The organism is Pseudomonas sp. IAC-BECa141 (assembly GCF_020544405.1).
Classification (GTDB): Bacteria; Pseudomonadota; Gammaproteobacteria; order Pseudomonadales; family Pseudomonadaceae; genus Aquipseudomonas.
In genome coordinates this window covers 3730486-3746264 of record NZ_CP065410.1, presented here as the reverse complement: position 1 = coordinate 3746264, position 15779 = coordinate 3730486, and the positions used below count along the sequence as shown (strand labels likewise).

The 15779-nt window shown below is 61.1% G+C and carries 13 protein-coding genes and 1 pseudogene; 3 read left to right on the top strand and 11 right to left on the bottom strand.

Annotated features, from left to right (window positions below; translation table 11 throughout):
- Positions 1–22 precede the first annotated feature (22 nt).
- From I5961_RS16980 to I5961_RS16960, 5 genes and pseudogenes are all read right to left on the bottom strand, one after another.
- Positions 23–994 carry a TRAP transporter substrate-binding protein gene (locus I5961_RS16980; RefSeq protein ID WP_192561512.1) on the bottom strand — a complete coding sequence of 324 codons (972 nt, stop codon included), beginning with the start codon at positions 992–994 and terminating at the stop codon, positions 23–25.
- Between the two features lie 59 nt (positions 995–1053).
- Positions 1054–1946, bottom strand: a pseudogene (locus I5961_RS16975) (SMP-30/gluconolactonase/LRE family protein).
- A 41-nt stretch (positions 1947–1987) separates the two neighbouring features.
- The gene (locus tag I5961_RS16970; RefSeq protein WP_085705057.1) at positions 1988–2812 is read right to left on the bottom strand and encodes an NAD-dependent epimerase/dehydratase family protein; all 825 of its coding nucleotides are present in this window, start codon (positions 2810–2812) and stop codon (positions 1988–1990) included.
- A 149-nt stretch (positions 2813–2961) separates the two neighbouring features.
- The gene (locus I5961_RS16965) at positions 2962–4257 is read right to left on the bottom strand and encodes an OprD family porin (protein ID WP_227232899.1); all 1296 of its coding nucleotides are present in this window, start codon (positions 4255–4257) and stop codon (positions 2962–2964) included.
- Between the two features lie 172 nt (positions 4258–4429).
- The gene (locus I5961_RS16960) at positions 4430–5245 is read right to left on the bottom strand and encodes a polysaccharide deacetylase family protein (RefSeq protein WP_227235615.1); all 816 of its coding nucleotides are present in this window, start codon (positions 5243–5245) and stop codon (positions 4430–4432) included.
- Between the two features lie 334 nt (positions 5246–5579).
- Between I5961_RS16960 and I5961_RS16955 the strand changes: the two genes are divergently transcribed.
- Both I5961_RS16955 and I5961_RS16950 read left to right on the top strand, forming a co-directional pair.
- Positions 5580–7235 (top strand): MFS transporter, encoded by a 1656-nt coding sequence (locus I5961_RS16955; RefSeq protein ID WP_227232898.1) that lies wholly within the window; start codon positions 5580–5582, stop codon positions 7233–7235.
- Positions 7232–8374 (top strand): HlyD family secretion protein, encoded by a 1143-nt coding sequence (locus tag I5961_RS16950; RefSeq protein WP_227232897.1) that lies wholly within the window; start codon positions 7232–7234, stop codon positions 8372–8374. Before I5961_RS16955 ends, I5961_RS16950 begins: the two co-directional genes overlap by 4 nt.
- Before the next feature lie 2 nt (positions 8375–8376).
- On the opposite strand, the gene copD is transcribed toward I5961_RS16950, so the two are convergent.
- The 3 genes from copD to I5961_RS16935 are packed head-to-tail and all read right to left on the bottom strand — an operon-like array spanning position 8377 to position 10082.
- Positions 8377–9234 (bottom strand): copper homeostasis membrane protein CopD, encoded by an 858-nt coding sequence (copD, locus tag I5961_RS16945; RefSeq protein ID WP_227232896.1) that lies wholly within the window; start codon positions 9232–9234, stop codon positions 8377–8379.
- Positions 9235–9237: 3 nt separating this feature from the next.
- Positions 9238–9600, bottom strand: coding sequence for a copper homeostasis periplasmic binding protein CopC (gene copC, locus I5961_RS16940; protein WP_007952888.1), 363 nt, complete (start codon positions 9598–9600; stop codon positions 9238–9240).
- A gap of 47 nt (positions 9601–9647) precedes the next feature.
- Positions 9648–10082 carry a GNAT family N-acetyltransferase gene (locus I5961_RS16935; protein ID WP_085698156.1) on the bottom strand — a complete coding sequence of 145 codons (435 nt, stop codon included), beginning with the start codon at positions 10080–10082 and terminating at the stop codon, positions 9648–9650.
- A 147-nt stretch (positions 10083–10229) separates the two neighbouring features.
- On the opposite strand from I5961_RS16935, the gene I5961_RS16930 reads away from it, so the two are divergent.
- Entirely contained in the window at positions 10230–10850 is a 621-nt protein-coding gene (locus I5961_RS16930) for a TetR/AcrR family transcriptional regulator (protein ID WP_007952885.1), read from the top strand.
- A gap of 128 nt (positions 10851–10978) precedes the next feature.
- Here I5961_RS16930 and preA read toward each other — a convergent pair whose 3' ends face one another.
- The 3 genes from preA to hydA all read right to left on the bottom strand — a co-directional run bounded on the left by preA (position 10979) and on the right by hydA (position 15246).
- On the bottom strand, positions 10979–12253 hold the full coding sequence (gene preA, locus I5961_RS16925; RefSeq protein WP_085698157.1) for an NAD-dependent dihydropyrimidine dehydrogenase subunit PreA: 1275 nt from the start codon (positions 12251–12253) through the stop codon (positions 10979–10981).
- Positions 12254–13621, bottom strand: a complete 1368-nt coding sequence (locus I5961_RS16920) for an NAD(P)-dependent oxidoreductase (RefSeq protein WP_227232895.1) — start codon at positions 13619–13621, stop codon at positions 12254–12256.
- 185 nt (positions 13622–13806) lie between these two features.
- Positions 13807–15246, bottom strand: coding sequence for a dihydropyrimidinase (gene hydA, locus I5961_RS16915; RefSeq protein ID WP_085705046.1), 1440 nt, complete (start codon positions 15244–15246; stop codon positions 13807–13809).
- Between the last annotated feature and the right edge of the window lie 533 nt (positions 15247–15779).

Sequence of the window (15779 nt, the reverse complement as noted above, 5' to 3'; positions counted from 1 at the left end):
CTTTTGCAGAGGGCTGGGAGGGTTACTGAACGGCTTCGATGCGCTTGATCAGGTCGGCGTAGGGCGCGCCGTATTTCTCGCGGATCGAGGCGGTGGCCTCGTAGAAGGGTTTCTTGTCGACGGTGATGAACTCGACGCCGGCCGCCTTGAGCTTTTCCTCACTGCTGACGGATTTGGCGTCCCACAGCGTGCGCTCCTGAGCCTGCGCAGCCTTGGCGGCTTTCTTCACCAGCGTCTGCTGATCGGGGGTGAGTTTGTCCCAGGTGATTTTTGACATCACGATGGGCTCGGGCAGGATCAGGTGCCCGGTCAGGCTGTAAAACTTGGCGTTCTGGTAGTGGTTGTGTTCGAGCAGGGTGGGTGGATTGTTTTCCGCGCCATCGATGACGCCGGTCTGCAGGGCACTGAAGATTTCGCCGGTGTCCATGGCGATCCCGTTGCCGCCCATGGCATTGATGGTTTCGATGAACATCGGATTGCCCTGCACGCGGATTTTCATGCCCTTGAGGTCTGCCAGGCTGCGCACCGGTTTCTTGGTGTAGATGTTGCGCGTGCCGCCGTCCATCCACGCCAGGGCGACGAGGTTGAATTCCGATTGAGTGATCTTGTCGAGGATCTCGTCACCGATTTCACCGTCGATGATCTTGCGCATGTGCGCCTGGTCACGGAACACGAACGGCATATTGAACACGTTTACGTCCGGTACCACCGGGCCGACGATGCCGAGGCTGACGCGGGCCATCTGGATGGCACCGACCTGGGCCTGTTCGACCACTTCCTTTTCCGAGCCGAGCACGCCGCCAGGGAACATCTTGAAGGTCAGCTTGCCGTCACTTTCGGCGACCAGGGTCTTGCCCAATTGTTCTTCGGCGACCACGGTCGGATAACCGGCGGGGTGGATGTCGGCGAATTTGATTTCCAGTGCCTGGGCCGCGCTGCCGAAGGTGAGCGCGAGGGGGAGGGCGGCGGCGAGCAACGTGCGTTTGAAGTCCATGAGGGGTTCTCCAGTCTTGTTGTTTTTGTGTTCAAGGCACAGCGATGCAGCGGGGGCGGTTACAGCAGGTCATCGAAGATTGGCTCCGGCAAGCCTTTGACGCCGGGGTTGAGGGCGAACACCCCGCCGGCCAGGGAGTGTGGATCCTGGTCGTCGCCGGGGCGGATCGAGGTCACGAACAAGGTATCCATCCGGCTTCCGCCAAAGGCGCACATGGTGGGTTTTTTCACCGGCACCTGCAGCGAGCGGTCGAGGCGACCTTCGGGGTGAACCGGTGGATCAGGCCGACGTCGTTGGCGCAGATCCAGTAACAACCCTCGGCATCCACCGCCGCGCCGTCAGGGCGGCCGTAATAATGATGCATGTCCACGAACACCCGTCGATTGGAGGGGGTGCCTGTCTCGGTGTCGTAATCGAAAGCCCAGATCAGTTGCACGCTCGGGTGCGAATCCGACAGGTACAGGGTTTTGCCATCCGGGCTGAAGCCCAGGCCGTTGGGCACGATGAAGCCATTAAGCTGCGCCTTGATCGAGCCCGTCTGCCCGGCAGCGTAGCGATAGAGCCGGCCCTCGGGCAGATTCAGGCCCATGTTCAGCACCATGCTGCCGGCCCAGAACCGGCCCTGCCGGTCGCAGCGGCCGTCGTTCAGGCGCATGTCCTGGCGGCTGTGCTCGACCGGAGCGAGCAGGTCGCTGTCGAGGCTGCCATCGCCGTGCGGCTGCAAGTGGAAGAACCCGCTCTCCATGCCGGCCACCCAGCCGCCCCTGCTGTGTCGCGCGATGCAGGCGAGCATTTCGGGAGCCTTCCAGGCGTGGACGTGGCCCGTGTCGGCGCTCCAGCGTTGCAGTCCACCGTTGGGGATATCGACCCAGTAGAGCGCATTTTCCTGCGGCACCCACACCGGGCTTTCACCCACTGCGTTGCGGGCGTCGACGATCATTTCGGCTTGCATACTCATTCCCTTGGTTTTATTGGAGACGTCAATCGCGCCGGTCAGTCGCCAAACGGGCCGGCCGCAACGAAGGCTCCGCCCTGATAGATCCGCGCCGGGTCATCGTTGGCGGGCATCGGCTGCGCCTCGACTTTTTCGCGAAACACTTCAGACGTGTCTTTGGCCGCGAAACCGAGGTGGCTGGCGAAGCGGTTGTCCCACCACACCTCCTTGTTGTCGGACATGCCATAGACCACGGTGTGGCCGACGTCGGGGGTGTACAGCGAACGTTCGAGCAATTGGGTGAGGTCATCGAAGCTCAGCCAGGTGTGCATCATTCGGCGGTTCTGCGGTTCGGGAAACGACGAGCCGATGCGGATGCTGACGGTTTCGATGCCATAGCGATCGAAGTAGAAACTGGCCATGTCTTCGCCGTAGGACTTGGACAGACCGTAATAGCCGTCGGGACGGCGAGCAGAGCTGGCGTCGAGGCGCTCATCCTGTTTGTAAAAGCCGATGACATGGTTGGAGCTGGCGAAGATCACCCGTTTGACGCCGTGGCGGCGTGCCGCTTCATAGAGGTGGAACACGCCACAGATATTGGCACCGAGGATTTCTTCGAAGGGGCGCTCCACTGAAACGCCACCGAAATGCAGGATCGCATCCACGCCTTCGACCAGTTGATGCACGGCGGTTTTGTCGGCGAGGTCGCAGAGCACGATTTCTTCCCGGTCATCGATGGCCGGGGCGAGGGCGGCGATGTCCGACAGGCGCAGCACGTTGGCATACGGGCGCAGGCGTTCACGCAAGACTTTGCCCAGGCCACCGGCGGCGCCGGTCAGCAGCAGGCGATTGAACGGAGTTGGGGCGGTGGAGGTGGGCGTCATGGCAATCCCTTACGCGTTGTTATTAGGGTTGTTGTAGGTTGTCGTATGACTGCGCTGAAGTATCGGTAGGGTTTCCGGAACTTGTCAACGCGACTTTCGGTGTAAGTGACAGAAGGCGGATGCACTCTCCGTTCACGCCATGCCGCTGTTTACAACAACGAAATCGGGTAACTGATGAAGATCCGGTTCTCATCGAATTCATTGGTGCTGAAGTCCCGGCGAATCGTCGCGTTGCGCCATTTGACGTTGAGATTCTTCAGCGGACCGCTCTGAACGGTGTAGGCCAGTTCCGACTCGCGACCCCATTCCTTGCCATCGGTGATGGTGCCGGTGTGCACGTTGTCACCGCTGATGTAGCGGTTCATCAACGTCAGCCCGGGGACGCCGAGAACAACGAAGTTGTAGTCGTGGCGAATCTGCCAGGAGCGCTCCTTCGCGTTGTCGTAACTGGCGTTGTAGCTGTCGTTGGCCAGAGTGCCGCCACTGGTGCCGTTGACGCGCATCCAGGCATCGTCGCCACTGAGCTTTTGCAGGCCTATGTAGAACGTGTTGCCGCCGTACCTGGCCGAGAGCAGGGCGAACGCGGTTTTGTTGTCGAGATCGCCGGCCTGAGCGCTGCCGTCTTCCTTGCCGGTGAAAAAGCCGAGGTTGGCGCCCAGTGTCCAGTCGCCCAGGGGCTGGCTGTGGCTGAGGTTGAAATACTGCTGCTGGTAGATGTCGCTGAGTTCGGCGTACCACACACCGACAAGCGTGCGTTTGTCGTTGAAGGTGTATTCGCCGCCGCCGAAGTTGAAGCGGTCGGAGGTAAATGCGCCTCGGCCGTTCATCGACATGTCTTCCGTGCTTGCATCGTTGCGCGGACTGTTGCCGCGGAACTGGCCGCCGTAAAGGGTCAAGCCATTGATTTCGGTAGACGTGACCTGGCCACCGCGAAAGGTCTGCGGCAGGGAGCGGCCATCGTCCGAGCGCAGGATGGGCAGCACCGGCATCCATTCACCGACCTTCAATTCGGTCTTCGACACTTTGGCCTTGAGCGCCACGCCCAGGCGCCCGAAATTGTCCGCCGGGCGGCCATCATCGTGGATCGGCAATAACTGCGTACCTCCGGTACCTTTGCCGCCATCGAGTTTCTGCGAGTACAGCCCCAGTACATCCAGGCCAAAGCCGACAGTGCCCTGCGTGAAGCCGGATTTGGCGTCGAGAATAAAGTTCTGTGTCCACTCTTCAGCCTTGCCTTGCGGATAGTCCGGGTTGACGAAATTGCGATTGAAGTAGGCGTTACGCAGGTTCAGCGTGGCTTTGCTGTCTTCGATGAAGCCCTCGGCATCGGCGCTCATCGGCAAGATGAGGGCCAGACTGCTGCAGCCGATCAAACTCAGGGTGGAACGCGGGCGGGGGACAGAAAAACGGGACGTGCGGACGTAATTGCGGACGAGTGTGCTCACTGTGACGCTCCCTGTTTCGTTTGTTGTTTTTATTATTTGTTATACGTCGTCGTACAACATGGTTGCGGATATTTGCGAGGTTTTCCGGAAATGTCAACAGGGCGTTGTACGATGACTTTGCGTGAGCGGGCAGCCCTCCAAACGCTGTGAGGAGGGCTGCTTTCGACCGTTTTTACTGGTTGTAGAGCGCTTCAGTGTTATCGATCAGTGGGTTTTTTTCGGTCAGTACGATTTGCGCGATCTGATCCTTGCGCATGAAACTCACCTTCGGATGCGATTGGGCGTACCGGATAAAACGCTCCATGGCCTCGACCATCGCCGGCGTGCCGCCAATCCGGTCGTGCAGACTCACCGACATCATCCGCCGCTTGCTCGCGCCTTCGGCGTAGAGGCGATCGAATTCCAGCACCAGTTGCTGGTAGAACTGCTCGGCGGAGAAGTGCCGACCTTCGACCAGCACGATGTCGTTGTTGCGCAGGGTGTACGGCACCACGGCGAATTTGCGCCCGCGTACCATCGTCACGAACGGCTCGTCACGGCTGACATCGTCGATGTGATAGGTGAAGTTCAGGTCCTGCAATACCTTCAGCGTATTGGGGCTGCGCCGTAGCCAGTTGGCGTTGTAGCCGACCGAGCGCTGGCCGGTGATTTTTTCCACCGCCGCGACACCGTCGCCGATGAATTGTTTTTCCTGGGCGTAATTCATGTTGTACGAATCGGCCCAGCGCATGCCGTGGGCCGCCAGCTCATGACCGCGCTCGGCGATCGCCTTGGCCAGTTCCGGGTGCTTGAGCGCCGCTTCGCCGACCACGTGGGAAGTGACTTTGATACCGGTGCGATCCCACAGATCGAGCATGCGCCACAGGCCTTCCTTGTAGCCGTAATCGAACCAGGTCTGCGCCGGCAGATCCGGGTAGCCTTTTGGCAGCGGTGTGCCGGAGAACGGACTTTCAGCGCCTTCGGGCTGGCCGCCGGTTTCGAATTGCATCGACACCGAAATCACCAGTTGCGAGCCATCCGGCCATGGGCGTTCCTGAGCGAAGGCGAGGGCGGGCAGTAACAGCGCGGCGGCCAGCAGGTTTTTCAGCAGACGGGGGAGCGTTGCGAGCGGGGAGTGGTCATATCGGGCACCTTGCAGGTTGAGAAGTGCTGCAAGGTTGGCATCCGCTACGCTTGGGAAAAATCGGCTGCGGGCGAGATGTCTTTTAAACAGAATTTACGAATCCACCCAAAATCCCTTTGTGGCAGCGAGCTCCCACAGTGGATAGGTGTTTGGCCAGGATTTGCGGCACACTTAAGCGACTACCAGACAAGGCCTTTCAATGGATCAATACGCCCCGCGCAACTGGCAGCCGCACGAGAAGCCCAGTCTGCCCGGTTCCCCTTCGACGCCGCTGCACTCCAACCCCAAGCGCCTGGCCTATGCGCTGGTCGGGTTGCTGGTGGCATTGACCGGCGGGTTGGGCAATTCGCTGGTGGTCGCCAACCTGCCTTATCTGCAAGGCGCGCTCGGGGCGACCACGGCGGAGATGGCCTGGCTGCCGGCGGCGTATGTGATGACCAACGTATCGATGAACCTGCTGCTGGTGAAGTTTCGCCAGCAGTTCGGTTTGCGGGCGTTCACCGAGGTGTTTCTGGTGCTGTACGCGCTGGTGACCTTCGGCCATCTGTTCGTCAATGACCTGAATTCGGCGGTCGCTGTGCGTGCGGCCCACGGCATGGTCGGTGCGGCGCTCAGTTCGCTGGGCCTGTATTACATGGTGCAGGCGTTCCCGGCCAAATGGCGGATGAAGGCGCTGGTGCTGGGGCTTGGCACTTCGCAACTGGCTTTGCCGCTGGCACGACTGTTTTCCGAGGATCTGTTGCAGATCGCCGAATGGCGTGGTCTGTACCTGTTCGAATTGGGCATGGCGCTGCTGTCGCTGGGTTGTGTGTTGATGCTCAAGCTGCCGCCGGGTGACCGGTTCAAGACCTTCGAGCCTCTCGATTTCCTCACCTTCGCGATCCTTGCCAGTGGCGTGGCGCTGCTGTGTGCCGTGTTGTCCCTGGGCAGGATCGACTGGTGGCTGGAAGCCGACTGGATCGGCATCGCCCTGGCCGCTTCAATTGTCCTGATTCTCGCGGGGCTGGCGATCGAACATAACCGCAGCAACCCGATGTTGATGACCCGCTGGCTCGGCAGTGGGGTGATGATCCGCCTGGCGCTGGCGGTGATCCTGATTCGCATGGTTATCTCGGAGCAGTCCACCGGCGCCGTGGGCTTCATGCAAAACCTGAACATGAGCAGCCAGCAGCTTCATAGCCTGTACGTGGTGATGCTGATCGGCAGCGTCGCCGGGCTGCTGACCAGTGCGCTGACCATCGACCCGAAACACCTGCTGATGCCGCTGATCGTCTCGCTGGCGTTGATGGCCACCGGCTCGATCATGGACAGCTCATCGAACAACCTGACCCGCCCCGGCAACCTGTATTTCAGCCAGTTCCTGCTGGCGTTCGGCAGTACGTTCTTCCTCGGCCCGACCATGGTGCTGGGTACGCGCAACGTGCTGACCAATCCGCGCAACCTCGTGAGTTTTTCGGTGTTGTTCGGGATCTGCAACAACCTCGGTGGCCTGATCGGCGCAGCGTTACTGGGGACGTTCCAGGTCGTGCGCGAGAAATTTCATTCCAGCCACATCGTCGAGCAACTGGTGATGTCCGACCCGCGCGTCGCCGCCCGGGTTCAGAGCGGCGGTTCGGCGGTCGGCTCCGTGATTGCCGACCCAAGCCTGCGCAACCTGCAAGGCATTCGCAGCCTGGCCAACGCGGCCACCCGCGAAGCCAACGTGCTGGCCTATAACGATGTGTTCATGCTGATCGCGGTGATCGCGATCCTGACCATGATCTGGATTTCCATCCGTGCGCTGTGGCTGATCAGCACCACCAGAACCGTCGCCCCGACACCTTCCGTACCTTCCAGCGGTGCCACTTCTTCATGACCGAACCGACTACCACGACCACCAATGCCATCGCTGCCACCCCTGAAGGCGTGGCGCCACCGTCATCACCGAACACCGAGCCGCGCTCGTTGCGGGTGCGGATCATCTCGTCGCTGGGCTTCGCCGCGATTGCCATCGTCGGTGTGTTGATCGTGCTGTATGCCTGGCAGTTGCCGCCGTTCAGCAGCGCGGTCGAGACCACCGAAAACGCCCTGGTGCGCGGGCAGGTGACGATCATCGGGCCGCAGCTCAGTGGTTACGTGTTCGAGGTGCCGGTGCAGGACTTCCAGTTTGTGAAGGCGGGCGATTTGCTGGTGCGCCTCGATGACCGGATCTATCAGCAGCGTCTGGATCAGTCGCTGGCGCAGCTGGCGGTGCAAAAGGCCTCGCTGGCCAACGTGGTGCAGCAGCGCAACAGCGCCGAAGCCACGATCAAGCTGCGGCAGGCGGTGGTGGCCGATAGCGAGGCGCAGCTGCGTAAAAGCGAGGCGGATCTGCGGCGCAACAAGGCGTTGGTCAATGACGGCTCCGTGTCCAGGCGCGAGATGGACGTGGCGCTGGCCGCCAACGCGCAGAGCATTGCGGCGCTGGCGCAGGCCAAGGCCAATCTGGAAATCGCCCGGCAGGATCTGCAAACGGTGATCGTCAATCGCGGCTCTCTGGAAGCGGCGGTGGCCAGTGCCGAAGCGGCGGTGCAACTGGCGCGGATCGACTTGTCCAACACGCGGATCATCGCTCCGCGTGACGGTCAGCTCGGGCAGATTGGCGTGCGCCTGGGCGCTTACGTCAACTCCGGGGCGCAGTTGATGGCGCTGGTGCCGGACCAGAAGTGGGTGATCGCCAACATGAAAGAGACCCAGATGGACAACGTGCGGGTCGGGCAACCGGTGAGCTTCACCGTCGATGCGCTGAACCACCGCAAATTCACCGGCCACGTTCAGCACATCTCGCCCGGCACCGGTTCGGAGTTCGCGTTATTGCAGGCCGACAACGCTACCGGCAACTTCGTGAAGATCGCCCAGCGGGTGCCGGTGCGAGTGACCATCGATCCGGACCAACAGGAAATCGAGCGTTTGCGGCCGGGAATGTCGGTGGTGGTCAGCATCGATACGGCGAAGGGTGATACTCAGAAACACTGACGTCAGGCAGCGATCATCGGGGGCAGGGTGCCAAGCACCGAAACCGCCGCCACGGCGCCGATCCCCAGCAGCCATTCGAGCATGACACTGCGCTTGAGGGTGTCGATCCGCTGTTCGCAGTCACGGATGCGCAAGCGATTGAACAGCGCCAGCCCCAGCATCCCGAGCACCAGCAAGGCTTTGATCAGCAGGATCAGGGCAAATCCCGAGAACAGCGGCGTCGGCCACCACTGGCCGGTGAGGACGCGCACGTTGATCAAACCGGTGATCAGCAGACCGGCAACCAACACGTAGCCGACCCCGCTGAAGCGCTGCAAGACGTAGCGCACCGTTTCGCCGGGCTGGCGCAGGATCATCACCAGCATCAACAGCCCGCCGAGCCAGGCACCGACGCAGGTCAGATGGATCACTTGATTGAGGATCAACATCTGGCCGCTGAAACCGTCGAGCATCGCCCCGTGTCCGACCGGTGCCAGCGTAATCAGCAGCAGCGCACTCAGGCCCAGCGGCAACGGCCGGTTCGAACGCCACGGCGTAAACAGCACCGCCAGCAGCAAGGCATTGACCAACAGATGCCAGCGCCAGACCTGGCCGAAAAATGTATGACCGAGGACCAGCTCGACAGTGGCCGGATCAAACGCCGCAGCCGCCGAACCGGCCATGCTGGCGGTAATCAGCAACGCCCAGACAACGCCGCTAACCAGCGCGATCGCCACCAGCCAACGAGCCAGCCGCGCCAGATGCCGGTCCAGTGCCGGCGCTTCACCCTTGAGCAGCAGCGGCCTGAACAGCCAAGCCCCGAACAGCATCAACACCACGATGAAATGCAGGAACCGGCACAGCACCAGCGCTTCACTCATGAATTACTGGCCAACCTTGAACTGATAGGCGCCTTCGCTCTTGTGCGTGTCGACCGACACCGCGTGCCATTCGACCTTGTATTCGCCCGCGGTCAGCGGTGCTTCGGGGGTGACGATCAGGGTTTTCTTGTCGCCTTCGGTGGTCAGCGGTTTGACCGCCACCGGCTTGCCGTCGTGGGTCACGGTGACTTTGGTGAAGCTGGCTTCGACGCCTTCGGAAAACACCAGACGCAGATCCGCCGGTGCCGCGACGGTGCTGTCGGCGGCCGGGGTCTGGCTTTTCAGATGGGCGTGGGCGAAGGCCTGGGAAGTGACAACCAGCGAAGCCAGCAGCGCGCCAGCGGTGAACAGGTTTTTCATCGACATGGAAAGATTCCCTTCAGTGAAATGGCGGGCTGAGTATAGGACGTGGATCACAGGGCTTTCAGGCGCATGTGAATGACCGGAAACGGCCGGCCTTCGCCGTCGAGTGCCGAGCGGCCGATGTCTTCGAATCCGTAGTGCTGGTAGAAGCCGTGGGCCTGCGGGTTCTGTTCGTTGACATCGACCTTCAGCAGCGGGCGGCGGACATGGTCGAGCAAGCGCCGGCCGATCCCCTGACCACGCTGAGCCGGGTCGATGAACAGCATCTGCACGGTGTCGTCGTCGGTGGCGATGAAGCCTGCCGGGGAGTGGTCGGGGTTCTCGAAAACCTGCACGTCCAGGGCTGGCAGGTAGGTGTCACGCACCAGCGGGAACAGCCGGTGGATGTCGTCTTCCGGGAGGAAATCGTGGGTGGCGCGGACCGAGCGCTCCCATAGCGCGGCGAGTTGCGGATCATCCGCAGCGATGCGCTTTCGAATGGTCATGGACAGGATCCTTCAGTGTCTGACGGGAAGAAGGAGGGCGATCCTAAACCAGAAAAAAGCCCAAGTGTGTGAAGAATCGTTCTCGGCTGTCGCCCCTTGCCCAGAGCGGATGCTAGTCTTCAACAACGTTGTCTTCAGGGAGCCCTCATGGGCAATCACAAGATCGAAATCCGCCGCACCAACGTCGACAAGATTCTGCTGGCGGCGGAAAAAGTCTTCGCCGAAAAAGGTTTCGGTGGCACCGCCATGGCGGACATCGCTGCTGAAGTACAGCTGCCGCGATCCAACCTGCATTACTACTTTTCAACCAAGAGCGAGTTGTACAGCGCCGTGCTGTTCGACCTGCTGGAAGTGTGGAAGCAGGACGCGCTGTGCTTCGAGATGTTCGACGATCCGCGCGTGGTGCTCAGCAGCTACATCCGCGCCAAGATGAACCACTCGCGCAGCCGGCCCTACGGCTCGAAAGTCTGGGCCAACGAAATCATTCACGGCGCGCCGACCCTGGGCGAGGCGCTGGATGTAAGCCTGTATGACTGGGCAAAGATGAAAGAGGCGAAGATCCGGCAGTGGGTCGAGGACAAGCGGATTCTACCGGTGGAACCGTCGAGCCTGCTGTACATGATCTGGGCGTCGACCCAGCACTATGCCGACTTTGATCATCAGGTGAATATCCTGAATGAGCATCAGCCGTTGTCGGACATGCAGTTCGAGCGGGCGGTACAGACGGTGACCAGCGTGATTTTGCGGGGGATTGGATTGGAGCCGTAACTGATCGTTCCCACGCTCTGCGTGGGAATGCCTCAAGGGACGCTCCGCGTTCCAGTGGGACGCAGAGCGTCCCGGGCTGCATTCCCACGCGGAGCGTGGGAACGATCTTCCAGCGTGGGAACGATCATTCAAGGGCTGACGTGATACGGGTTCCTCGGATCATGATTCCAGTCCAGAAACGGTTTGCCCGTCTCCATCGGCACCATCTCGATGCAGTTCGCCACCGGGCAGGTGATCTGGCACAGATTGCACCCCACACACTCATCATCGATGACTTCATATTTATGCGTGCCATCGGCCTGTTTCAGGCTGCTGATCGCCTGATGTGACGTGTCTTCGCAGGCAATGTGGCAACGCCCGCAACCGATGCACGCCTCCTGGTCGATCTTCGCGATGACCTGATAGTTGATGTCCAGGTACTTCCAATCAGTCGTGTTGCCCACCGCACGCCCGGAGAACTCGGCGATGCTGGCGTAACCCTGACTGTCCATCCACCGCGACAAGCCATCCTTCATTTCATCGACAATCCGGAAACCATGCAGCATCGCCGCCGTGCACACCTGCACCGCGCCGCTGCCCAAGGCGATGAACTCCGCTGCATCACGCCAGCTGCCAATGCCGCCGATGCCGCAGATCGGCAAGCCCTGGGTCTGAGGATCACGGGCGATTTCCGCGACCATATTCAGCGCGATCGGTTTGACCGCCGAGCCGCAATAACCGCCGTGGGTGCTTTTGCTGCCGACGGTGGGCAGGGCGACCATGTGTTCCAGATCGACGCTGGTAATCGAGTTGATGGTGTTGATCAACGACACCGCATCGGCGCCGCCCCGGTGCGCAGCGCGGGCGGCGACGCGGATGTCGGTGATGTTCGGTGTGAGTTTGACGATCACCGGCAGCGAGCAATAGGTCTTGCACCAGCGCGTGACTTGCTCGACGTACTCCGGCACCTGACCGACCGCCGCGCCCATCCCGCGTTCGGGCATGCCGTGGGGGCAACCGAAGTTCAGCTCGATGCCGTCGGCGCCGGTGGCCTCCACCAGTGGCAGGATGTGTTTCCACGACTCTTCGACGCAGGGCACCATCAGCGACACGATCAGCGCGCGATCCGGCCAGTCCTTTTTCACCTGAGTGATTTCCCGCAGGTTGATCTCCAGCGAGCGGTCGGTGATCAGTTCGATGTTGTTGATGCCCAGCACTTCGCGGTTGTTGCCGTAATGCGCCGAGTAGCGCGAGGACACGTTGACCGCCGCCGGGTCTTCACCCAGGGTTTTCCAGACCACGCCGCCCCAGCCCGCCTCGAAGGCGCGCACCACGTTGTAGGCCTTGTCGGTCGGCGGTGCGGAGGCCAGCCAGAACGGGTTGGGGGCTTTGATTCCGGCGAAGACAATCGAAAGATCGGCCATTTACGCAGCCTCCACGTTGAGCATCAGTTGAGCGTTGATCGCCTCGGCGGCGCGCTTGCCGTGTTGCACCGCTTGCACGGTCAGGTCCTGATCGAGGCTGGTGCAGTCGCCGCCGGCGTACACGCCGGGAATGCTGGTGCGCAGGTTTTCATCGACCTGGATGCGTTCGCCCTGACGCTTGAGTTCGCGGGCCAGCGGGTCGGCGAGGGCGCTGCCGTCGAAGGCCTGACCGATGGCTTTGAAGATGGCATCGGCGGCCAGTTCGAAAGTCTCGCCGGTGGTTTGCAGGCGACCTTCCACCAGATGCGTGCGGGCGAAGCGCATGCCGCGCACCTTGCCTTGAGCATCGAGCAGCACTTCGTCCGGTTGCGCCCAGGTCAGCAACCGCACCTGATTGGCCTTGGCGATGTCCTGCTCATGGCCGGTGGCGCCCATGTCCGCCGCGCCACGGCGATAGACCAGATTGACGTCGCGCGCACCGAGACGGGCCATTTGCACGGCCATGTCGATGGCGGTGTTGCCGGCGCCGAGGACAATGCAATGTTCGGCCAGCGGCAGTTGCGACAGGTCATCGGCCTGACGCAGCTCGCGGATGTAGTCGGTGGCGGCGAGCAGGCCGGGGGCGTCTTCGTGGGCCAGGCCGAGTTGTTTGCTCGCATTGAGGCCGAGACCGAGGAACACCGCGTCGAATTGCTGATGCAGTTCGCTCAAGGTCAGGTTTTCACCGAGTTTCTGGCTATGGCGGATTTCGATGCCGCCGATTTGCAGGAGGAAATCCAGCTCCTTCTGCGCGTAGTCGTCGACCAGTTTGTACTTGGCGATCCCGTATTCGTTGAGGCCGCCGGCCTTCTCCCTGGCTTCGAAAATCACCACGTCATGCCCGTGCATGGCGCTGCGATGCGCGCAGGACAAACCCGCCGGGCCGGCACCGACCACCGCGATGCGTTTGCCGGTGGTAGCGGCGCGCTGGAACGGGTGCTCGGTGAAGTGCGCGTTGTCCACGGCATAGCGTTGCAGCAGGCCGATCAGCACCGGCGCGCATTCGTGGGCGTTGTTGCGCACGCAGGCTTGCTGGCAGAGGATTTCGGTCGGGCAGACCCGGGCGCAACTGCCGCCGAGGATGTTTGCCGAGAGGATTTTCTGCGCCGCACCCTGCACGTTGTCCTGATGGATATTGCGGATGAACGACGGGATGTCGATCTCGCTCGGGCATGCATTCACGCACGGTGCGTCGTAGCAATACAGGCAGCGCGAGGCTTCCAGATGCGCCTGACGGTCGTTGAGCGGCGGCGCCAGATCGCTGAAATGGCCGGCGAGGGCGGCCGCACTTTCGTGCGGATGCGGGAGATGGTTCAGGGTCTCGATCACGGTTTTTGCCTCACGGTTATTTGAGGTTTTCTGCCTCTGTCGGGCAGTGGTTTTTTGTGTTGTGTTTGATCGTTCCCACGCTCCGCGTGGGAATGCAGCCCGTGACGCTCCGCGTCACTGGACGCAGAGCGTCCCTTGAGGCATTCCCACGCAGAGCGTGGGAACGATCATCGGCAATCAGGGAATCAGCGCTTGACGGCCACAGGCCTATGCAACTCAGCCCGCTTGCTCAGCAAATCAAACACCGCCGGATACGCCGGCCGCTCGATATACCGGCCCGCCCCGCGCTCGGCGCGCAGGTCGCCATCGGCCCAGACCACTTTCCCCTGGCTGACGGTATGGCTCGGCACGCCTGTTACGGTCTTGCCTTCGAAGATGTTGAAGTCCACCTGCTGATGGTGGGTCTTGGCGGAGATGGTGCGGGTGCCTTGCGGATCCCACAGCACCAGGTCGGCATCGGCGCCGACGCGGATCGCGCCTTTGCGCGGGTAGAGGTTGAAGATCTTGGCGGTGTGGGTGGAGGTGAGGGCGACGAAGTCCTGCATCGACAACCGCCCGGTGTTCACCCCTTCATCCCACAACACCGCCATGCGGTCTTCGATGCCGGCGGTACCGTTGGGGATCTTGCTGAAATCGTCGCGGCCGGCGGCTTTCTGCTCGGCGCAGAAACAGCAATGGTCGGTGGCGGTGGTGTGCAGATTGCCGCTCTGCAGCCCATGCCACAGTGCCTCTTGATGCCCGCGCGGACGGAACGGCGGGCTCATCACGTAACCGGCGGCGGTCTGCCAGTCCGGGTGCTGGTAGACGCTGTCGTCCAGCAGCAGGTGCCCGGCCAGCACCTCACCGTAGACCGGTTGACCCTTGCTGCGGGCATAGGTGATTTCGTCGAGGGCTTCTTTGGTCGAGACGTGCACCAGGTACAGCGGCGTGCCGATGGTTTCAGCAATTCGGATCGCGCGGCTCGCGGCTTCGCCTTCAACCTGCGACGGACGTGACAGTGGGTGCGCTTCCGGCCCGGTGATGCCCTGGGCCATCAACTTGCGTTGCAGGTGATAGACCAGCTCGCCGTTTTCCGCATGCACGGTCGGCACCGCGCCGAGTTCCAGACAACGCTCGAAGCTCGCCACCAGCGTGTCGTCGGCGGCCATGATCGCGTTCTTGTAAGCCATGAAATGCTTGAAGCTGTTGATCCCGTGATGGCTGACCAGCTCGGCCATTTCCTCGCGGACCTGCTCGCTCCACCAAGTGATCGCGACGTGGAAGCCGTAGTCGGACGCGGACTTTTCCGCCCAGCCGCGCCACTGGTGAAACGCTTCGAGCAGCGACTGCTGCGGATTGGGAATCACGAAATCGATGATTGAGGTGGTGCCACCGGCCAGTCCTGCGGCAGTGCCGCTGTAGAAGTCTTCGCTGGCCACGGTGCCCATGAACGGGAGTTGCATGTGGGTGTGCGGATCGATGCCGCCGGGCATCAGGAATTGACCGCTGCCATCGAGCACTTCGGCGCCGGCGGGAATATCCAGGTTTTCACCAATGGCTTTGATCACGCCGTCAGCGCAATAGACATCGGCGCGGTAACTTTCATCATGGGTAACAACGGTGGCGCCACGGATCAACAGAGACATTCCGAGTTCCTCGCAGGCATGACCGACTTGTGCCGGTTCTAGTGTTTTATTGTTTGCAGCGCCAAATGCGTAATCTTGTCAGCGCTGTCAGGAATAGACGCTAGTCGCAGTTCTGCAATTGATCAAGATTATTTTTTATAAGCTTATGTATGTTTTAACTTGCTGAAAAATAACGATAAAAATGAAAAATCACCAAAATGGTGAGGCGCTTCACCATTTTGACGCACTTGACAGGTTGGAAATATGAGCAAGATTTCCTATGTGAAATCAGCCGCTTGAAGTTGAGCTGCGGGTGATGCGTTCTGAAGAAAAATATTGCAGTGCACCAGATTGAGTCCTGACAGTTCGGACAACTTGCCTGGCATTTGGCCTGAGTGTTCAGTCAAGTTTTCGCGGCCTCACCCGGTGAATAATTAAAACTGTTAAACATCAGTAAGTTGCAGGAAATAGAAAGCACGGCCCTGGCGCCAGGCGGTTCCCCCGGCACGTTTATTGATGCCGCCGCTGACACCATGGCCGGTGCATGAAAGTTG

Coding starts and splice junctions, on each gene's coding strand:
- I5961_RS16980 (WP_192561512.1), bottom strand. CDS start 994: ATGGACTTCAAACGCACGTTGCTCGCCGCCGCCCTCCCCCTCGCGCTC.
- I5961_RS16970 (WP_085705057.1), bottom strand. CDS start 2,812: ATGACGCCCACCTCCACCGCCCCAACTCCGTTCAATCGCCTGCTGCTG.
- I5961_RS16960 (WP_227235615.1), bottom strand. CDS start 5,245: ATGCAATTCGAAACCGGCGGCCAGCCCGAAGGCGCTGAAAGTCCGTTC.
- I5961_RS16955 (WP_227232898.1), top strand. CDS start 5,580: ATGGATCAATACGCCCCGCGCAACTGGCAGCCGCACGAGAAGCCCAGT.
- I5961_RS16950 (WP_227232897.1), top strand. CDS start 7,232: ATGACCGAACCGACTACCACGACCACCAATGCCATCGCTGCCACCCCT.
- copD (WP_227232896.1), bottom strand. CDS start 9,234: ATGAGTGAAGCGCTGGTGCTGTGCCGGTTCCTGCATTTCATCGTGGTG.
- copC (WP_007952888.1), bottom strand. CDS start 9,600: ATGTCGATGAAAAACCTGTTCACCGCTGGCGCGCTGCTGGCTTCGCTG.
- I5961_RS16935 (WP_085698156.1), bottom strand. CDS start 10,082: ATGACCATTCGAAAGCGCATCGCTGCGGATGATCCGCAACTCGCCGCG.
- I5961_RS16930 (WP_007952885.1), top strand. CDS start 10,230: ATGGGCAATCACAAGATCGAAATCCGCCGCACCAACGTCGACAAGATT.
- preA (WP_085698157.1), bottom strand. CDS start 12,253: ATGGCCGATCTTTCGATTGTCTTCGCCGGAATCAAAGCCCCCAACCCG.
- hydA (WP_085705046.1), bottom strand. CDS start 15,246: ATGTCTCTGTTGATCCGTGGCGCCACCGTTGTTACCCATGATGAAAGT.